The sequence below is a fragment of the Streptomyces sp. AgN23 genome (genome assembly GCF_001598115.1).
In the GTDB taxonomy this organism is placed as follows: Bacteria; Actinomycetota; Actinomycetes; order Streptomycetales; family Streptomycetaceae; genus Streptomyces; species Streptomyces antimycoticus.
Window position 1 is genome coordinate 3,744,076 of the sequence record NZ_CP007153.1, and the last position, 19,335, is coordinate 3,763,410.

Here is a 19,335-nt window from a genome sequence, read left to right on the forward strand (position 1 = left end):
ACGGAGACCGGGAACGGAGACCGGGAGACGAGGGGGCGCACGCCAATGTCCATGAGCCGCCGAAGGCTGCTGGGTGCGGGCGGAGGGCTGGCCCTGACGGGGGCGCTGGCCTCCGCCTGTGGGTCGAACACCGGGCGGGACGGCGATGACCACGCCGGCCAGCCCGTGATCGAGCAGTGGTACCACCAGTACGGCGAGCCCGGCACCGAACAGGCCGTCAGGCGCTACGCCGACGCGTTCGACCAGGCCAACGTCCAGGTGCAGTGGCGGCCGGGCGCCTACGACCAGCAGACCGCCGCCGCGCTGCTCACGAAGTCCGGCCCGGATGTCTTCGAGGTCAACGGCCCGACGCTGGACCAGATCCAGGGCGGTCAGGTGGCCGACCTCACCGATCTCCTCAGCGAGGCCAAGGACGACTTCAACCCGGCCGTACTCGCCCCGAAGACGTATCAGGGCAAGATCTGGGCCATTCCGCAGGTCATCGACACCCAGTTGCTCTACTACCGCAAGAGCATGCTGGAGGACGCCGGAGTGGAGCCGCCGCGCTCCCTCGACGCGCTGATCGACGCGGCGAAGAAGCTCACCACCAGGGACGTCAAGGGGCTCTTCCTGGGCAATGACGGCGGCCCCGGCGTCCTCGGCGGCACCCCGCTCAACGCCGCCGGGCTCACGTTGGTCACCGAGGACGGCAAGGTCGGCTTCGACGACCCGGCCGCCGCCCGGACGCTCGGCAAGCTGCGTCACCTCTACGCCGAGAAGTCGCTGCTGCTCGGGGCGCCCTCCGACTGGTCGGATCCGGCCGCGTTCACCCAGGGGCTCACCGCCATGCAGTGGTCCGGGCTGTGGGCGCTGCCGCAGGTGAAGAAGGCGCTGGGGGACGACTTCGGGGTGCTGCCGTTCCCGCAGGACGGAGCGCACGGCGCGCCGGCGGTGCCGGTCGGCGCGTACGGGGCGGCGGTCAGCGCCCGCTCCCGGCACAAGGCGGTGGCGAAGGCGTATGTGAAGTGGCTGTGGGTGGAGCGGACCGACTACCAGGAGGACTTCGCGCTCCGCTACGGCTTCCACATCCCCGCCCGGATCTCGCTGGCCACGAAGGCGGCCAAGCTGCGGCAGGGCGCGGCCGGTGAGGCGGTGCGCTACGCCACCGACCACGGCCATGCCGAGCCGCTGCTGTGGACCTCGGCGAGCAGGACGGCGTACCAGGACGCGCTGAGCCGGATCATCAAGGGCGGCGCCGACCCGGACGGCGAGCTGCGGTCGGTGGTCCGCAAGACCGAGGCCGAGCTGCGGCGCGTGCGGAAGAAGAACTGATGCGGGGGCCGCTGACCACCACACCGACCCGCAAGCTGCTGGGCCCGCAGAACCGCCATCTGTGGTTCTGGATATTCGTCGGCCCCTTTGTCCTGGGGCTGACCCTCTTCACCTATGTCCCGCTGGCCTGGAGCGTGTATCTCAGCTTTTTCGACGCGCACAACACCGTCTCGCCCACGGACTTCGTCGGCTTCGACAACTACACGGCGATGCTGGGCGACGACGCGTTCACCGGCAGCCTGGTGACCTTCCTGGTCTTCACGGCGTTCATCGTCCCGGCGACCTATGTGCTCTCGCTCGCGCTCGCGCTGATGGTGAACCGGCTGCGCTGGGCGCAGGCGTTCTTCCGGTCGGTGTTCTTCCTGCCCGTGGCGTGCTCGTATGTGGTGGCGGCGCTGATCTGGAAGATGTCGATCTTCAACGGGGTGCGCTTCGGGCTGGCCAACACCGTGCTGGACTGGTTCGGCGCCGATCAGATCGCCTGGCTGTCGACCACCGATCCGCCCTGGTACTGGCTGGTCATCGTGACCGTACGGCTGTGGCTGCAGGCGGGGTTCTACATGGTGCTGTTCCTGGCCGGGCTGCAGCGCATCTCGCCTCGGCTCTACGAGGCGGCGGCCGTGGACGGGGCACGGCCGGGGTGGCAGGTGTTCCGGCACATCACCTTTCCGCAACTGCGGGCGACCTCGGTCGCGGTGGTGCTGCTGCTGGTGATCAACGCGTTCCAGGCGTTCGACGAGTTCTACAACCTGCTGTCCGACTCGCGCGGCTACCCGCCGTACGCCCGTCCGCCGCTGGTCTACCTCTACTACACGGCGCTGGGCCAGGGGCAGAACCTGGGCCTGGGCAGTGCGGGTGCGGTGATCCTGGCGCTGATCATCGCCGTGGTGACGGTGGTGCAGGCCCGCTGGTTCGGCCTGGGCCGGAAGGAGGACTGATGCGCACTCCCCGTAGCGCTTCCCCGAGCGCTCTCCCGGGCGGCACTCGCCCAAGCGATCCCCCGAGCACGCGCCCGCGCGTCCCCGCCAACACGCGCGATGCCCGGGACGCCCTCGTCGGCGTGGGGCGCGCCGTGCGGCTGGTGCTGCTGCTCGCGCTCGCGCTGCTCTTCCTGATCCCGTTCTACCTCCTGGTGCGCAACGGGCTGTCGAGCGAGGCGGACATCACCTCGCCGGAGTGGACGTTCTTCCCCGGTGAGCTGCACTGGTCCAACGTCCGCGAGTTGTTCGACGACCCCAATGTGCCGATGGCGCACGCGCTGCTCAACTCCTCGCTGATCGCGGTACTCACCACCGTGGGCACCCTGCTGCTGGCCTCGCTCGCCGGATACGGCCTGGCCCGCATCCCGTACGCCTACGCCAATGTGGTCTTCTACTGGATCCTGGGCACCTTGATGGTCCCGGCGGCGGTCACCTTCGTGCCCAGCTTTGTGCTGGTCAGCTCGCTCGGCTGGGTGTCCACCCTGCGCGGCCTGGTGGTGCCGACGCTGTTCAGCGCGGTCGCGGCGTTCATCTTCCGCCAGTACTTCCTGGGCTTCCCGAGGGAGCTGGAGGACGCGGCGCGGGTGGACGGGCTCGGCTACTGGCGTACGTACTGGCGGGTCGTGGTGCCGAACTCCCGGCCGGTCTTCGCGGCGGTCGGCACGATCGTCTTCATCGGCGCCTGGAACTCCTTCCTGTGGCCGCTGGTCATCGGACAGGACCGGGACGCGTGGACGGTGCAGGTGGCGCTGTCGACGTTCACCACCGCCCAGACCGTCAACATCCATGAGCTGTTCGTGGCGGCGGCGGTGTCGATCGTGCCGCTGCTGGTGGTCTTCCTCGTGCTCCAGCGCCATATCGTCGCGGGTGTCGAGCGCAGCGGCATCGACGACTGAGACGCTGATCAGCGGGCCGGGCCGGCGTCCGGCGGCGGGCCGTACCGCCGCAGCCAGACCTCGGTCTGGGACAGATGCGAGCTGGCGGCCGCGGCAGCGGCCGGATCGCGGGCGGCGGCCAGCGCGGCGGCGGGCGCGGACTGGGCGGTGCGGATCGTGGGCATCGGCGCGATCTGCGGGCCGGCCACGGTCGTGATGACGCGTCCGCACCCCGTGGGTGCCGGTCGTGCCCGCCGTCGCGGTGCTGCTGTGCCTGCTGCTGGTGGGCAATCTGCCGCTGATCACCTGGGCCCGGTTCCTGGGCCCGATGGCCGCCGGACTGCTGATCCACCTGTGCTGGGGCCGTCGGCACAGCAAGGTGGCCACGGGTGAACTCGCCGCGGGGGCCACACCGGGGACGGCGGAGGACCACGCGATGGCCGAGGGCCGAAGGGCTAGCCGCGGCGGACGCTCAGGGCGATGACGGAGACGAGGAACCAGAAGGCGCCGAAGGCCGAGTATCCGGCGACGGTGGACAGGCTGCTCGTCGCCGAGGCGGACGTGGCGGCGACGGTGGCACCGGCGAGGACGGACTGTCCGCCGCTGATGACCATGGGCCACTGGGCGCCGACGGTGCGCCGGCGCCGGATCGCCACGACGAGCTGGATCGCTCCGGAAAGGAGGGCCCAGACGCCGAACACGAGAAGGGCCGTCCCGATGGTGGAGAAGACGGCGATGACCATTCCGGCGGTGGTGGCGAGGCCGAGAGCCATGTTGATCGTACTGACGCGGTTCGTGGCGCCGGTGGCGGCCATCCGCCGCTCGAGGAGCGTGGCGATGACGTCCCACAGGGGATAGACGACGAGCAGCACGGCCGCGATCACTGTGGGCCTGTCCCTCGACACGAGCGAGGCGGAGGTCGCGAGGACGAGTGCCACCCAGATCAGGGAGAAGGCGACGCGGATCAGGTAGAGCGAGCGGAGCCCGGGCCCGGAGGGCGCCGTGGTGGTCGTGGCCGGAGTTACGGTGGTGTGAGTCATCGGGTGTCCCGTTGTGATCGTGATGATGTGAGACGGTCGCCTCGCTGAGGAGTCTCAGCGGTCTCGGCAGGCGCGATGTACTTCGATCGAAGTAGTTCTGCCATCCGCTTCGATCGAATGAGTTCTGCCGTCCCCACCGGCGGAATCAGGTTCGCCGTCTACAACGTTCGAAGTACACGGCCGCGGCACACGTGAACGAGAATCGGGGCATGGTCAAGGCGCAGAACAGTCCGGACGGGCCCGCGGCCCCACTGTGGGTCCGCCGCCCCGAGGCGCTGCACCGAGCCGCCTACGCGGTGGCCGCGCTGGTGTTCAGCGGTCAGATCGTGGCAGTGGTCCTGAGGGGCTCGGATGGGCCGACGGCCCTCTCCGTCCTTCTCGCCGGTGGCGGTGTCGCCCTCTCATGGTGGCAGCCGTGGGCAGGGCTGGTCGTGACGAGCGCGGCGTCCTTCGCCGTCACAGCGGTGGGCCACGACCCCCTGTCGGTGTGGATGATGGCCGTGCTGGTGCTGTTCTCGGTCACGCTCAGGGGAAAACAGCCGCTGGCCGGAACCGGCATCGTGGCGGCGTTCTTCCTGGGAGCCTTCATGACCTTGGGAGGATTTCGTGGCGGCGCGATCGTGGGAGCCGCCGCCCTCTTCTCGGCCATAGCGGGAGGTGCGACAGGAGCCGCGCTCCGCATCCATCGGGACCACTGGTGGATCTTGGAGGAGCGGGCCGAAAGCGCCATCGCCACCCGCGAGATCGAAGCCACTCGACGAGTGACCGAAGAACGACTCCGCATCGCACGAGACCTCCACGATGTCATCGGCCACCAAGTGGCGATGCTGAGCCTGCATCTCGGTGCCGCGGAAATCGGGCTGCCCGAGGACGCCGAATCGTCCCGGCAGGCCCTCGTCTCGGCCAGGTCCAGCGCTCGCACCGTCGTCGTCGAGACGCAACGGATCCTCGCACTCCTCCGCGTCGGCGACGACACTTCCGACGGCGAGGCGCTCCGGCCGACTCCGTCGCTGAGCGGCCTCGAAGGGCTGATCGCCTCTTTCGAGAGCATCGGCCTCGACGTCCAGCCCTCCATCGACATCCCCGCCGGTTTCGTGGAGCCCAGCGTCGGCGTGACGGTCTACCGGGTCGTTCAAGAAGCACTGACCAATGCCTACCGGCATGGGGAGGGGACGGCGACGGTGGAGGTGCGCGAGCGCGAGGGCAGGATCTGCGTCACCGTGGAGAATCGTGTCGGTCATCCACTCCGCGGCTCCGGCTCCGGCAGCGGCTCCGGCAGCGGACTCGGGCTCGTCGGGATGCGCGAGCGCGTCGAGTCCTCAAGCGGGCGACTGACGATCGACAGCGACGACGGACGATTCCGGGTCCACGCGGAGTTCAGCCCCCTGGGAGCCGTCGTCTGATGACCCGGATTCTGATCGTCGACGACCAGGACGACATGAGGGCCGGCATCCGAACGATGCTTGCGCTCGACCCGGGTCTGGTTGTCGCGGGTGATCTCTCCGATGGACTCCAGGTCGTCCCCTTCCTCCGGGACCACCCCGTCGACCTGGTCTTGATGGACATCCGGATGCCCGGCATCGACGGCGTCGAAGCCACCCGCCGGATCCGCGAAGAGCATGCGCCCGAAGAGCTGCGGGTGATCGTGCTGACCACTTTCGACCAGGACGACATCGTTCTCGCCGCCCTTCGCGCGGGCGCCAACGGCTTCCTGAGCAAGACCGTGAGCCCTGCCGAACTCGTCGCCGGAATCAGTGAGGTCGTCCGCGGTGGCGGTGCGCTGTCGGCCGCCGCGACGGCCGCGCTCATCGGTCATATGACCGACAGCCCGCCCCCGGTGATCGACCGGGAACTGCTGCGACGCTTCGACGCTCTGACCCCCAGGGAGCGGGACGTGGTCGTTCTCGTCGCAAGCGGTCTCGGCAACGACGAGATCGCGGCCCAGATGTCCGTCTCGCCGTTCACCGTGAAGACGCATGCGGTGCGGGCCATGACGAAGGTCGGCGCACGTGATCGGGCGCAACTCGTCTCGTTCACCTTCCGGGCCGGCCTCTATCCCTGAGCCCGTCGAGCGGAACCCACAGTACGGCCGGGCCGAAACGCCTCATCCGCGCCCGGACGGCCCCCGCCCGCTCGTGGCGACCGGCGGGAGCTGCGCCGGTGAGCCGAAGACGCGCTCTCCGGGTGCCCCGCCGCGCAGCAGCGCCGCACCCAGGGGCGTCAGCGTGTGCAGAACGGCGCTGCCCTGGCGCAGGGTGTGCACCAGGCCCGCCTCGCGCAGCACACTGGCGTGCTGACTGGCCGAGGCCAGCGATACGCCCACCCTGCGGGCGAGTTCACTGGTCGTACAGCCGCCGCCGACTTCCAGCAGCACCGCCGAACGGGTCTGCCCGACCAGCTTGCCGAGCGTCCGGGCGGACCCGACCCCGGACGCGGATGCCGCCCCGGCCCCGGCCCCCGGCGCGAGGGCGGGCCGCTGCCCGGGGCGGAGCGGAAGTCCGCACGGGGCGTGTTCGACGGGATAGACCAGTACGGGCGTCAGATCCGGGTTCCGGAACGTCACCGGCGCCCCCCGGCAGAAGAACGACGGCAGCAGCAGCAACCCCCGCCCGCGCAACCGCAGATCGCGGTCCACCGGATAGTCGACCTCCAGCACGGGCGCCCGCCACCGCATCGTCGCCGGCAGCGAGGCCAGCAGCCCATCGGCGCCCCCGTCCAGCAGGGCACGGCCCCGGGCCACCCGGTCGGCCTCGATCCGGGCCTGTATATGAGGCCAGTACGGCGCGACGGCGGCCTGGTGGTAAGTGCGTAGCGTGCGGATCAGCCGGTCCAGCGGCTTTCGCTCGCCCTCCCCCAGATCCCGTATCCACCCCGGAAGCGCCCGGGCCGCCGGAAGCCCGGCGAGCTCCGCGTTCAGCCGCTCCCCCGGGGTGGCGCGCAGCGCGGACATCGCGGCGTCGCAACCGATTACCCCTTCGGCGGGGGTCAGGAAGTCCGGGAAATAGCCGCGCAAGGGAATGAGCGGCGCGAGCAGCCGCGCTTCGCCGTTGAGTCGGTTTCGCGCCTCCGAACGCCATTTCCCGTATACGGACTCCGCCCGGTTCTCCCGCAGCCGATGGAAACTTAAAACGGTTTCCCAGAGCGCGTCCGGTCGGACCGCCATCCGCAGCCGGGCCAGATCGAGTTCACTGAAATGAACACGGAGCACCAGACCCCCACACGTGACATGACGACCGCCCCCCGATCACCGATGAGTATGCACGCTGGCACGGTCAGTCACCACGCCCTTTTGGCCAGATGTGAAACGGGGAGCGGCGCGGACGCCGGAAGAGGAAAGCTGTTCCCCAGGAAAACCGGGGGCCGCCGGTAAACACTTCCAGGGGCCGTCCGGAATTCAACAGGCGGTGCTCAGAGCCAGTTTGCTCGTTCCCGTGGGGGGTGACGAGTACGTTACGGCGACTGGGCACTTGTGTTGCCGCACGTAGCCGATGCGCGCGGCAACAGCTCCCGTGGGGGGAGTGAGAGGGGGCGGCACCTCCGCACAGGTGCCGCCCCATTTAAGTCCCGCGCCCGCGATGACGCTGCGCTGTGCGGAGACGCTGCGCTGTGCGGGGACGTCGGTGACGGCCGACCCGCCCCCGCGCCGGTCCCGCCGCGTCAAGGAGGCGCGGAGACCCTCACCGAAATGGGGGCTGATCAGCCGTACCGGCGGAGCGGGTCGCGGGTACCGTTCTGAGTGTCGAGGCCAGAACGGAGTTCACATGCCGCAGAGCATCGAGGAACACACCGGCGCATGCATCGCCCGCACCCGCCGCGAACGCGACCTGACCCAGCAAGGTCTGGCCATGCGCGCCAACGTCTCGAAGTCCCTGCTGTCGAAGGTCGAGTGCGGCCAGCGACCCGCCTCGCCCTCACTCATCGCGGCCTGCGCACGCGCGCTCAGCGTGACCACCTCGGACCTCCTCGGCCAGCCGTACACCCAGGAGCTTCGGCGCGAGCGGCTCGACGAGGTCATACAGCCCATCCGGGTCAGCATGGAGAACTGGGACATCCCCCTCGACTGGCAGGTCCCGGCCCGTCCGGTCGCGCTCATCCGCGCCGACATGGAGAAGGTCCTGGTGCAGCGGCGGCAGGCCGAGTACCTGCCCATGGCTGTCGACCTCCCAGCGCTCATCGACGAATGCGTGCAGGCCATACACACCACCAGTGGCGAGGAGCGGAGGCAGGCCCACGAGTGCCTGGCCTGGGCGTTCCGGTGCGTCTTCACGCTGGCCTGGTCCTTCGGCTACGTGGACCTGGCCACCGTTGCCTTGCAACGGCTGGACTGGGCGGCACCACGCGCCGATGAACCGGGCCTCGCCGCCATGTACGGCTACCTGCGCGCCCAGACCACCCTCTCGTCCAGCCGATACGACCTGGGCATGCGCATCGTGGACAGCAGTCTCCGGGACCTGGAAGGTCAGGCTTCACGGAGTGCGGAGGGTCTGGCCGCGATGGCTGGTGTCCTTCAACTCCGTGCGGCTGTGATCGCTGGCCGCATGAAGGATCCCGATCAGGTCGAGGCCCGCGTAACCGAAGCCCGCGAACTGGCGGAGCGGACCGGCGAGACCTCGGCCTACGGCGTGGGCTGGGGGCCGACGAACGTCGGCGTCCACGCCATCGCGATTGCCTGCGACCTGGAGGAGTACGACCAGGCGGTCCAACTGGCGGACGACGTACGGTTCCCCAAGCGCTGGGACCGGTCCCGGGCAGGGCATCACTGGCTGGACCTGAGCAGGGCCAACGTATGGACCGGGGATTCGGCGCAGGCACTCGACTGCCTGCAGAAGGCGCGCCGGACGGCGCCGCAGCAGACGCGCTACCACCCCACGACCCGCGAGACGGTCATCGCCCTGCGGTCGCGTGAGCGGTCGCGCGGCAGCGAACTTGCCGAGTTCGCCGGCTGGATCGGCCTGTAGCACGCGCCTGCCACCCGGCGTGATCTCCGGCCCCGTAGGCCGGGGCACCACCGGAATGGTTGCCGATCAGCCGTACCCACGCAGCCGCCCATGGGTACCGTTCCGAGTGTCGAGGCCAGAACGGAGTTCACCATGCCGCAGAGCAATGAGGAACACACCGGCGCACGCATCGCGGACTATCGGAAACTGCGTCAACTCACCCAGACCGCACTCGCGCAACGTTCGTTCCTCTCCCGCGGGACCATCGCCAAGGTCGAGCGCGGCCTGGCTCCGGCCACGCCCTCCGTCGTAGCCGCCGTCGCGCGCGTCCTTCAGGTGGACGTCGCCGAGCTCAACGGCCAGCCGTACACCTCCGAGTTACGGCAGGACCATCTCGACCGCCTGATCTCCCCACTGTCCGAGGCGCTCGACATGTACGACCTCGGGCCGGACCCCCACATCACCCCCCGGCCCATCGACCAGGTGGAGAGCGATGTGCGGGCGCTGTGCGCCGGGGCCTCCGCCACCGAGTACAAGGACATCGGATCGAAGCTGCCCGGCCTGCTCGGCGAACTCACCACCATGGCCAGCCTGTTGTCCCCAGGCGAGAACTACCGGCGCGCGGCCTCGTCGCTGAGCTGGTGCTACTGGGTGGCATACGAGTTCGCCTACCGGGTCGGCTACCACGATCTTGCCACCATCGCATTGGAGCGCATGGGGTGGATGGCCGAGCAGGCACAGGATCCGCTACTGCTCGCCATCCGCCTGAACAAGCGGTCGAGCATGCTGCTCCGACGCGGGAACAACCAGATGTCGTTACAGGTCGTCACGCGCGGCCATCGGCTCATCGGCCAGGTCGAGCAGCCCGAGTCCGTTGAGGCGCTCGCGGTGACCGGCAGCCTGCATCTCGCATCGGCCATCGCGGCCGCCCAAGCCAAGGACGCTGACGCCGTCACCGGGTACATGGGTCTGGCGCGCGAGATGGCCAAGAAGATCGGCCGGGATGTGCCGGACGTCTACTGGTCGTCGTTCGGCCTGACGAATGTGCAGCACTTCGACGTCGCGACGAGCGTGGAACTCGGCGAGCTCGGCGAAGCGGTGAAGCTGTCCAAGAAGCTGCACTTCCCGGAGACGCACCCTCGCATGCGCGTCGGCCGGTACTACATCGAGATGGCCCGCGCCTACGCGCAGATGGGCAAGACGGAACCTGCCGAGCGGTTCCTGGTACGGGCGCGGAAGGTAGCGCCGCAGCAGGCCCGGTATCACCCGCTGGTGCGAGAGACGATCGGCGTCCTGGTGCGCCGTCAGCGGCGGTCGCCTGAGTCTCTGTCGTCGTTGGCCGCATGGGTGGGCATGTAGCAGCGCCAAGGCGCCCCATTGTTCCGTATCTGGGAACACTGAGGGCTTTGCCGGTCGGCACGATGTGACGGTCAGAACACAGACCGTGCACGGAGCCGACCATGACGACGAGCAGAATCCTGCCGTGGACACCGCCGAACACCGAGGACATCGAGCCGTTACCGGTGGGCAGATGGTGGGACGCCGTCTCCGCGCCCACCGCCGTCGCGGACCGCGCACTGGAGCTGCTCGGGCGGAACTCGGGCGCCGTGATCCAGGACGACACCTACGGCAAGACCTACTGGCTGATCGGCATCGACACCGCCCGCAGCTGGTGCATCCGCCAGATCCGCGTCCTCACCGCACTCGCCGACGAAGCCACCCTCCTCGGCGTACCACCCGTCTCCTGGGGGCCCGAGCACCGGACGCACTGGCGGATCCCCCTGGGCCCGAATCGGTATCTGACCGGCACCGATCACCTGGCCCGCGCCCTGCGTCAGGCCGTCAACGAGGTCCTCGGCCCGGCCCCGGACGGCCGCCAGCTCTGCCACCGCTGCCAACTCCCCACCGACGAACCGGTCCCCATCGCCATCGAACACACCGGCAGCGTCGCCGCCGCGACCACCTACGCCTGCCCCACCCACGCCCGGCACCATCCGCACGACACGGTGGCCCAAGCCGCCGCCATGCGCCGCGCCCTCGACCAGGGCAGGACGCGATGACGACCTCCGAAGAGCCCAAGGACCCGTTCGCCGATGAGGCATGGCGCGCCGCCATCGAGCACGCCGCGGGCTGCCCGGCCTGCCGGACCCCCGGCACCGGATGCGCGACCGGCGAGCGGCTGCTGCACGCCTACGAGGAGGCCGCACGGCAGGCCCGGTCGGAGGAAGTCATGTAAGGCACCGCTGACAGACGAATGAGGGGGCGGCACCTCCGCACAAGGTGCCGCCCCCTCCGAGATCCGGAGCCGCTGCCGGGGGTGAGGGTGGGTGTTTCCCGGCGCCGGCTCCGGTGGCCTTGTCCGCTGATGGCCTACCGGCCGTTCGCCGCCGCTCGGCCGGCCTCCAGGCGGGCCACGGGGATGCGGAACGGGGAGCAGGAGACGTAGTCCAGGCCCACCTCGTGGAAGAAGTGGACGGACTCCGGGTCGCCGCCGTGCTCACCGCAGATGCCCAGCTTGAGGTCGGGGCGGGTGGCGCGGCCGGCTTGGGCGGCGTCGCGGACGAGGGCGCCGACGCCGTCCTTGTCGATGGTCTCGAACGGGCTGACGCCGAAGATGCCCTTCTCCAGGTAGGCGGTGAAGAAGCTGGCCTCGACGTCGTCGCGGGAGAAGCCCCAGACGGTCTGGGTCAGATCGTTGGTGCCGAAGGAGAAGAAGTCGGCGGACTCGGCGATCTGGGCGGCGGTCAGCGCGGCGCGCGGCAGCTCGATCATGGTGCCGAGGGTGAGCTTGAGGTCGACGCCCCGGGCCTGCTCGACCTCCGCGATGACCCGCTCGGCCTCCTCGCGGACGATCTCCAGCTCCTGGACCGTGCCGACCAGCGGAATCATGATCTCGGCCCGCGGGTCGGCCTTGGCGTTGCAGCGCTCGGCGGCGGCCTCGGCGATGGCCCGTACCTGCATGGCGAACAGGCCGGGGATGACCAGGCCGAGCCGTACGCCGCGCAGGCCCAGCATCGGGTTCTGCTCATGGAGCCGGTGCACGGCCTGCAGGAGCCGCAGGTCGTTCTCGTTGTGGTCCTTGCGGGACTCGGCGAGCGCGACGCGCACCGACAGCTCGGTGATGTCCGGCAGGAACTCGTGCAGCGGCGGGTCGAGCAGCCGGACGGTGACGGGCAGCCCGTCCATCGCCTCGAAGAGCTCGACGAAGTCGTCCCGCTGCAGGGGCAGCAGCCCGGCGAGCGCCGTGTCCCGCTCCTCGTCGGTGTGGGCGAGGATCAGCCGCTCGACCATCTCGCGCCGCTCGCCGAGGAACATGTGTTCGGTGCGGCACAGTCCGATGCCCTGGGCGCCGAACCGCCGGGCGCGGGCGGCGTCCTCGGCGTTGTCCGCGTTGGCCCGTACGCGCAGCCGGCGCACCCGGTCCGCGTACGCCATGATCCGGTGCACCGCGCCGACCAGCTCGTCGGCGTCGTCGGCGCCCGCGTGCATGCGGCCCTCGAAGTACTCCACGACCGGCGAGGGCACCACCGGGACCTCGCCGAGGTAGACCTTGCCGGAGGAACCGTCGATCGAGACGACGTCGCCCTCCTCGATGACGATGCCGTCCTTGCCGTCCCGGCCGGGGACCGTCATCCGGCGCCGCTTGGTGTCGACTTCGAGCTCCTCGGCGCCGCACACACAGGTCTTGCCCATGCCGCGGGCGACGACGGCGGCGTGTGAGGTCTTGCCGCCGCGCGAGGTCAGAATGCCCTCCGCGGCGATCATGCCGTCGAGGTCGTCGGGGTTGGTCTCCCGGCGGATCAGGATGACCTTCTCGCCCGAGCGCGACCACTTGACGGCGGTGTACGAGTCGAAGACGGCCTTGCCGACCGCGGCGCCCGGGGACGCGGCGATGCCCCGCCCGATCTTCTGGACGGTGTCGCCGGAGGCCACCTCGTCGTCGAAGCGCGGGAACATCAGCTGGGCGAGCTGCGCCCCGGTGACCCGGCGCAGCGCCTCGGCCTCGTCGATGAGCCCCTGGTCGACGAGCTGGGTGGCGATGCGGAAGGCGGCCCCGGCGGTGCGCTTGCCGACCCGGGTCTGCAGCATCCACAGCTTGCCGCGCTCGATGGTGAACTCGATGTCGCACAGGTCCTTGTAGTGCGTCTCGAGGGTTTCCATGATCTGCATGAGCTGGTCGTAGGACTGCTGGTCGATCCGCTCGAGGTCGGCCAGCGGGACCGTGTTGCGGATGCCCGCGACCACGTCCTCGCCCTGGGCGTTCTGCAGGTAGTCGCCGTAGACGCCCTGGTGGCCGCTGGCCGGGTCGCGGGTGAAGGCGACGCCGGTGCCCGAGTCGGGGCCGAGGTTGCCGAAGACCATGGAGCAGATGTTGACCGCGGTGCCGAGGTCGTGGGGGATGCGCTCCTGGCGGCGGTAGAGCTTGGCGCGGTCGCCGTTCCAGGAGTCGAACACCGCCCGTACGGCGAGGTCCATCTGCTCGCGCGGTTCCTGCGGGAAGCCCCGGCCGGTCTCCTTGGCGACGATGTTCTTGAACTCGCCGACCAGCTTCTTGAGGTCGGCGGCGTCGAGGTCCACGTCCACGGTGACGCCCTTGGCCTGCTTGGCGTTCTCGATGGCCTCCTCGAAGAGGTCGCCGTCCACGCCGAGCACGGTCTTGCCGAACATCTGGATGAGGCGCCGGTAGGAGTCCCAGGCGAACCGGTCGTCACCCGCCTGCGCGGCGAGCCCGGCCACGGACTGGTCCGAGAGGCCGATGTTGAGGACGGTGTCCATCATGCCGGGCATCGAGAACTTGGCACCGGAGCGTACGGATACGAGGAGGGGGTCGTCCGCCTGGCCGAGTTTCTTGCCCATCTTCGCTTCGAGGGCGTCGAGGTGCGCACTCACCTCGTCGCGCAGGGCCGCGGGTTCCTCACCGCTGTCGAGGTAGACCTTGCATGCCTCGGTGGTGATGGTGAAGCCCGGTGGCACGGGGAGACCGAGATTGGTCATCTCGGCGAGATTGGCTCCCTTACCGCCGAGCAGGTCTTTGAGATCCTTGTTGCCCTCGGTGAAGTCGTAAACGAACTTCTGCTGATCTTGTGTTTCCGGCACGGGACTCGATCTCCTCGGCTCGGCTGCCCTGACGGCGGGGAGCGTACCCAGATCAAAGGCCCCTGAGCAGGTCCACTCCACCGTCATACGGCCGTAACCACCCGCCTGCCACGTGTTCGAAAGTGCGGCGCCCGATCGAGGCTCGCTTGAAGTGCCTTCAAGCCTCGAACACACACCCACCCTCCGCCCGTGGCGGACGCTTGGAATTTCACTATACGTAACCGTTGGTTCGAGATGTCGAACATCAAGTGGGTGGCACTGAGTGCCACGCATTGGAGAGGTGAGCACAGCGGGGGACCGCCGGATCACCCCCCGATCACCGCTCATATGAGCGACACCCCGATCAGAGTGGCGAGAATCACGCCTTGTCAGGGCCCATTGTCTCGCCTTTTGGATACAACGAGAGGGGTGCCGCTCAAATGAGCGACACGCCGGGAGGGGCTGCCGAGCCCCCCGTCAGCGCACGGCCCTCGCCAACCGAACTGGCGAGCGGTGCCGGACGCGTACCGAAGACCGGCAGGGCGATCGGATCGCGCCATATTTCGCCACGGCACGCCCGGCGGGAACGGGAAGCCCCCGCGCGCCGCCCGAGGGGGCGGCGGGCGGATCCCCCGTCAGGACGCCTGACCGTCCCCGTCAGGACATCTGATCGTCCTCGGGCCCCCGCAGCCCGGCCAGGGCCTCGCGGGTCTTGACGGTGCAGTTGTGCTCCTCGCCCAGGACGCGCTCGGCGATCTCCAGCACGGCCCGCCACTCGGCCTCGGCCTCGTCGAGGCGGCCGAGGCCCTTGAGCGTGGTGCCGAGGTTGTGCCGGGTCCAGAGGGTGTTGGCACGCTCCGGTCCCAGGACGCGCTGCCGGGCCATGAGCGTTTCCCGGATCTCCGTCTCGGCCTCGGCGAACCGGCCCATCTTGTTGAGCACATTGCCCAGGCTGTGCCGGGCGGCCAAAGTGTCTTTGGCCTCGGCCCCCATGGACCGCGTGCGCCCCTCGACCACCCGGCGGTACAAGGACTCCGACTCCTCGTAGCGCTTCTGGTCACGCAGCAGAGCGGCCAGTTGGACCAGGGTCAGCAGGGCACTCGGGTCGTCCGGCCCCAGCACCCGGGCCTCCCCCTCCATGGTCAGGCGGTACTCCTGCTCGGCCTCCTCCACGCGCCCCAGGCTCGACAGCACCCCGGCGCGGCTGTAGCGCTCCACCAGCGTCGCCGGGGCCTCCGGTCCCACCATGCGGATCCGGTCCTGGAGCACCTGGGTGTACGCCTCCAGCGCCTCCTCGTGCCGTCCGGCCATCCCCATGCTGACCGCCAGATGGTGCCGGGTGGTGAGGGTGCTGGGATGCTCGGCCCCGAGCACGGCGGTCTGCCGTTCCAGCAGGTCGCGGTGGGCCGCCTGCGCCTCGTCGTGCCGCCCCTGATCGTCCAGGACCAGCGCTCGCATCCGCAGGGCGGTCAACGACTCGTCGTGCCGCTCCCCCACGGCGGCGAACGTCTCCGCCACCAGCACGTCGGCCTCGGACTCCGCCTCGGCGTACCGCCGCAGGCTGCGCAGGCGGTCGATGCGGTTGCGGCGCGCCCGACGCACCCGCCAGTGGGTGGGGCTCAGGGCCGCCGACGTCCTGTCGACCAGGTCGTGCCACAGCGACTCCGCCTCTTCGTGGCGCTGCCCGAGGTTCAGGATGTCGCCGAGCGTGAAGAGCGCCGTCATCAGGGCCGGGTCCACCTCCGACTCCGCCTCTGCGGCGCAGTCCTCGGCCGCCGCCCGCATCTCGGCCTCCGCCTCGTCGAGCCGGTTCTGCCGCCGCAGCGCGGTGGTCAGCCAGGCCCGTGCGTTGACGGTCTCGTGGTTCGTGGGCCCGCGCAGTTCCCGCGCCATGGCCAGCGAGACCCGGAGTTCCTCCTCGGCCTCCTCCACCCGCCCGAGGTCCAACAGCAGACGCCCGCGCCTGAAGTGCTTGTCCTGGGCATTCGACCGGGAGTCGTCGTCCCGCCGCTCCCACGCCTCGATCAGCGTGCGGCACTCCTCCTCCGCCGCGTCCGCCCGCCCGGCGTCGCTCAGCAGGTCGACGAGGTAGCCGCGGGCGAAGAGCGTGTAGTCGTCCTCCGCGCCGTGCACCCTCCCCGAGATCGCGACCACCGCGCGCAGCTCACGCTCCGCCTCGTCGTGCTCCCCGAGCTTGTTCAGGGTGATCGCCAGATGCCCACGGAGGTTGCGGGATTCCAGGTCGTCCCGGGACCGGAGCCCCTCGATCTGCTCCCGGGCCATCTCCCGCAGTTCGGCCACGTGCTCCCTCCACCCGGCGTCGATGAGCTGCTCGGCCAGGTCGGGCAGGGTCCGCACCCCCCGCCAGCCGGTTTCCCCGTCGCGCTCGTCGGCTTCGGCCAGCATTTTGTCGACGTAGTCGCGCACCGACTTCGGCAGCCCGTCATCCTCCCCGATCCGCCGCACCACCGCCATCACCGCCGGCTGGACCTGCTCGGAGGTGTAGGAACGGGACGGGAAGGCGGTGGCGGGGGGCACCGGCCGCCGTTCGGGCACCTGTGGCGGCGGCGCCGGATCGTCCGGGCCCTCCTCCAGCAGCCCCAGCCGCGACAGCAGCTCCGGGGACGCCGCCGCGAACGGGCGGGCCTCCTCGGCGACGCGGGAGTCCCCGTGGTCGCCCGAGAGCCGGGCACGGAAGTCGGGGCCGCTGCCCTGGCGGTGCAGCAGGAACTCGGTGACCTGCGCCGCCGTCTCCAGCGCGTCCGACGTCCGGACCGCGTCCAGCAGCAGATCCGCGACCCCCGGATGGAACTCGTACTCCTCCGCGCCGCCCTCCCGCCTCCGCAGCAGCCCGCCCAGGAACACCTCGGCCAGCTGCGCCGGGTGGAACCGCTCCCCACGCCCCGCGCCCGCCTGGTGGATCAGCCGCATCACCGGCAGCGTCAGCGGATGGACGGTGGCCAGCGCCCCGGCCAGGCGCTGGGCCTCGGGCGAGGCGGCGCCCCGGAAGCGGCGCAGCCGCTCCTCGGCCGTCGGCTCGGGGACATGGGCCGTGGCCCGCGCGGCCACGGGCTTCTCCGCGCCGTCGAGCAGCATGACCGGCAGCGGCGCGCCGCTGCCGCCCGTACCGGTGAGCGCCGCCCAGGCGCCCAGCTCGCCCTCGGCCAGCTCCAGCACGGGCACGGGTGTCTTGCCGTCGTACGACACCAGGCCGCGCGGCAGCACCGGGTGGCGCACGGACAGCGCGCGGCCCGGGCTGCCCTCGCGGCCGCCGGCGTCGACCAACAGCCGCTGGGTGGGCATTCCGCGCTCCGGCCACATCCGCGCGGGCAGCGGCTGGAGGACCGCCACCGGCGAGTGGCGGGCCCAGCGACGCAGCAGCCGAGGAATCGCGCCGCCGCGCCACCCCGGGCCCACCCCGTCCGAGAGGACCAGCATCACGGTGCGGCCGGAGGTGTCGGTGAGCTGGCGCGCGGTGCGGCGCGGGGCGCCGGGGGCGTACGGGCGCGCCCTGAGCACCGGTGCGGCGTCCTGGGCGCTGTCCAGGCCATAGGTCCGTACGGAGCGGAAGGCGCCCTGCCGCTCCAGCAGTCCGCGCACCTCGGCGGCGAGCTGCTGCCACAGCACCATCGACGGGCCGTCGTCCACGATGAGCGCGACGCTCAGCCAGCGCTCGGGGCGGGGGCGCAGCACCACGTCCGGCAGACCGGTTTCGGCGATCCACTCGGCGGTGGCGGTCTCATCCACGCAGAAGGAGGTGCGGGACGGCACGCTCCGCCGCAGCGGCCGCAGCGCGCGGGAGAGCCCGCGCGCCGCGGGAAGCGCCCGGACGCCCCGGACGCCGATGGCACGCGCCGGGCGGGCCGCGGCGGAGCGGACGGCGCCGGGGGCGTAGAGCCCGGCGGGGGCGAGGGGGCCGGGCTCGGGTTCGCCTTCGGTGGGTGGCGCGGCGGGCTGCCGCTGGTCGCCCTTGCCGTCGTCGTCGCCGTCGGCCGCGCCGGAGGCGGGACCGGTGGAACCCGGGGACGGCGTGGGTTCCCCCTCACCACTCCGGGCCGGGGACGTGGTCGCGGCGAACCACAGGGCGTCGCGCAGCTCCTCCTCGGAGAGCTCGACGCCCGCGTCCTCCAGCAGGGCGCACAGCCGCTCGATCATTACGCGTCGACTTCGTTCAGCGAACGGAACAGCTTGTCGAGAACGTCCTGGTCGACCCGCACCCCGGAGGACCGCAGCCGGACCGCGTTGAGGAGTTGATCGGTGGCCAGCTCCCGCTCGTTGCGCCGGGACACGAAGTCGGCGATCAGCTCTTGCGCCCGTGCGCCGATCTCCTCGCCCAGATGCATGGTGACGATCTGCTGGAGCTGCCGCTCATCGGGCTGCTTGAGGTCGAGCCGGACGCAGCGGCGCAGAAACGCCGGGGGGAACTCCCGCTCGCCGTTGCTGGTGATGACGACGACGGGGAAGACGCGGCAGCTGACCCAGCCGCCGGGGATCCCGACCTTCTTCCGGGACCCGGAGGTCTGCACCTGGATCGCCTTGTCCTCCCCCAGGCGGGCCAGCTCCGGAATCTCGAACTCGCCCTCCTCGAAGACCGTAAGGAGGTCATTGGGCAGGTCGACATCGCCTTTGTCTAGCTCGTCCACGAGCAGAACCCGTGGCTTGTCCACCGGGAGCAGCGCGGTGCCGAGTGGGCCGAGCCGCAGATAGTCGCCGATATCCGGTTCGGATTCGGCGGTCTCGTCGGCGCGCCGCTTGAGGGAGGCTTCGCGCAGCCGGCCCACCGCGTCGTACGAGTAGAGGCCCTCGGTGAGCGTGGAGCGGCTGTTGACCGGCCAGTGCAACACCTCGCCCAGCTTCAGCTCGCGGGCGATGGCGTGGGCCAGGGTCGACTTGCCGGTGCCGGGGCGGCCGGTGACCAGCAGCGGGCGGTGCAGATGCAGCGCCATATTGACGACGTCGCGGTCCTCGTCGGAGATCAGATACGGCAGCGGCCGCTCCTCGTCCCGGCGCCGCGCATCCTCGCCGAAACGCCGCCACGGCGGGGCGGCGGGCCAGGTCTCCACCGCATGCGGCTCGGTGTCGCCACCCTGGAAGAGCCTCCAGTCCTGTGCCATCT

At 70.5% G+C, this 19,335-nt stretch carries 16 protein-coding genes; 10 read left to right on the plus strand and 6 right to left on the minus strand.

The window, feature by feature from the left end:
* Positions 1-45 precede the first annotated feature (45 nt).
* The 3 genes from AS97_RS16525 to AS97_RS16535 are packed head-to-tail and all read left to right on the plus strand — an operon-like array spanning position 46 to position 3,187.
* Complete coding sequence (locus AS97_RS16525; RefSeq protein WP_185929927.1) at positions 46-1,311, plus strand: sugar ABC transporter substrate-binding protein; 1,266 nt, start codon at positions 46-48, stop codon at positions 1,309-1,311.
* A complete protein-coding gene (locus AS97_RS16530; RefSeq protein ID WP_086707392.1) occupies positions 1,311-2,249 on the plus strand; it encodes a sugar ABC transporter permease in 939 nt (312 codons plus the stop codon). The genes AS97_RS16525 and AS97_RS16530 overlap by 1 nt, the downstream gene beginning before the upstream one ends.
* Positions 2,249-3,187: a carbohydrate ABC transporter permease gene (locus AS97_RS16535; protein WP_247204392.1), complete on the plus strand. Its 939-nt coding sequence runs from the start codon at positions 2,249-2,251 to the stop codon at positions 3,185-3,187. Before AS97_RS16530 ends, AS97_RS16535 begins: the two co-directional genes overlap by 1 nt.
* Before the next feature lie 8 nt (positions 3,188-3,195).
* On the opposite strand, the gene AS97_RS16540 is transcribed toward AS97_RS16535, so the two are convergent.
* The gene (locus tag AS97_RS16540; protein ID WP_210565199.1) at positions 3,196-3,375 is read right to left on the minus strand and encodes a hypothetical protein; all 180 of its coding nucleotides are present in this window, start codon (positions 3,373-3,375) and stop codon (positions 3,196-3,198) included.
* A gap of 38 nt (positions 3,376-3,413) precedes the next feature.
* Between AS97_RS16540 and AS97_RS16545 the strand changes: the two genes are divergently transcribed.
* Positions 3,414-3,650 carry an amino acid permease C-terminal domain-containing protein gene (locus AS97_RS16545; RefSeq protein WP_210565200.1) on the plus strand — a complete coding sequence of 79 codons (237 nt, stop codon included), beginning with the start codon at positions 3,414-3,416 and terminating at the stop codon, positions 3,648-3,650.
* Here AS97_RS16545 and AS97_RS16550 read toward each other — a convergent pair.
* Positions 3,622-4,206 carry a DUF308 domain-containing protein gene (locus AS97_RS16550; protein WP_210565201.1) on the minus strand — a complete coding sequence of 195 codons (585 nt, stop codon included), beginning with the start codon at positions 4,204-4,206 and terminating at the stop codon, positions 3,622-3,624. The two genes, AS97_RS16545 and AS97_RS16550, sit on opposite strands and share 29 nt — an antisense overlap.
* A 209-nt stretch (positions 4,207-4,415) precedes the next feature.
* Between AS97_RS16550 and AS97_RS16555 the strand changes: the two genes are divergently transcribed.
* Complete coding sequence (locus AS97_RS16555; protein WP_210565202.1) at positions 4,416-5,609, plus strand: histidine kinase; 1,194 nt, start codon at positions 4,416-4,418, stop codon at positions 5,607-5,609.
* Positions 5,609-6,268 carry a response regulator transcription factor gene (locus tag AS97_RS16560; protein WP_059146315.1) on the plus strand — a complete coding sequence of 220 codons (660 nt, stop codon included), beginning with the start codon at positions 5,609-5,611 and terminating at the stop codon, positions 6,266-6,268. The genes AS97_RS16555 and AS97_RS16560 overlap by 1 nt, the downstream gene beginning before the upstream one ends.
* Before the next feature lie 42 nt (positions 6,269-6,310).
* Here AS97_RS16560 and AS97_RS16565 read toward each other — a convergent pair whose 3' ends face one another.
* Complete coding sequence (locus AS97_RS16565) at positions 6,311-7,414, minus strand: helix-turn-helix domain-containing protein (protein WP_086707403.1); 1,104 nt, start codon at positions 7,412-7,414, stop codon at positions 6,311-6,313.
* Between the two features lie 553 nt (positions 7,415-7,967).
* Between AS97_RS16565 and AS97_RS16570 the strand changes: the two genes are divergently transcribed.
* The 4 genes from AS97_RS16570 (at position 7,968) to AS97_RS16585 (ending at position 11,379) form a co-directional block, all read left to right on the plus strand.
* Entirely contained in the window at positions 7,968-9,164 is a 1,197-nt protein-coding gene (locus AS97_RS16570; RefSeq protein WP_210565203.1) for a helix-turn-helix transcriptional regulator, read from the plus strand.
* Positions 9,165-9,296: 132 nt separating this feature from the next.
* Positions 9,297-10,502 carry a helix-turn-helix transcriptional regulator gene (locus tag AS97_RS16575; RefSeq protein ID WP_210565204.1) on the plus strand — a complete coding sequence of 402 codons (1,206 nt, stop codon included), beginning with the start codon at positions 9,297-9,299 and terminating at the stop codon, positions 10,500-10,502.
* A 101-nt stretch (positions 10,503-10,603) separates the two neighbouring features.
* Positions 10,604-11,203 carry a hypothetical protein gene (locus tag AS97_RS16580; RefSeq protein ID WP_086707407.1) on the plus strand — a complete coding sequence of 200 codons (600 nt, stop codon included), beginning with the start codon at positions 10,604-10,606 and terminating at the stop codon, positions 11,201-11,203.
* Complete coding sequence (locus tag AS97_RS16585; RefSeq protein ID WP_086707409.1) at positions 11,200-11,379, plus strand: hypothetical protein; 180 nt, start codon at positions 11,200-11,202, stop codon at positions 11,377-11,379. Before AS97_RS16580 ends, AS97_RS16585 begins: the two co-directional genes overlap by 4 nt.
* A 134-nt stretch (positions 11,380-11,513) precedes the next feature.
* Here the strand turns inward: AS97_RS16585 and ppdK are convergent, their stop codons facing one another.
* The 3 genes from ppdK to AS97_RS16600 all read right to left on the minus strand — a co-directional run bounded on the left by ppdK (position 11,514) and on the right by AS97_RS16600 (position 19,333).
* A complete protein-coding gene (ppdK, locus tag AS97_RS16590) occupies positions 11,514-14,240 on the minus strand; it encodes a pyruvate, phosphate dikinase (protein WP_059146321.1) in 2,727 nt (908 codons plus the stop codon).
* A 636-nt stretch (positions 14,241-14,876) separates the two neighbouring features.
* The gene (locus AS97_RS48580; RefSeq protein WP_059146322.1) at positions 14,877-18,374 is read right to left on the minus strand and encodes a tetratricopeptide repeat protein; all 3,498 of its coding nucleotides are present in this window, start codon (positions 18,372-18,374) and stop codon (positions 14,877-14,879) included.
* Entirely contained in the window at positions 18,374-19,333 is a 960-nt protein-coding gene (locus AS97_RS16600; RefSeq protein ID WP_210565205.1) for a MoxR family ATPase, read from the minus strand. The genes AS97_RS48580 and AS97_RS16600 overlap by 1 nt, the downstream gene beginning before the upstream one ends.
* Positions 19,334-19,335: the final 2 nt, after the last annotated feature.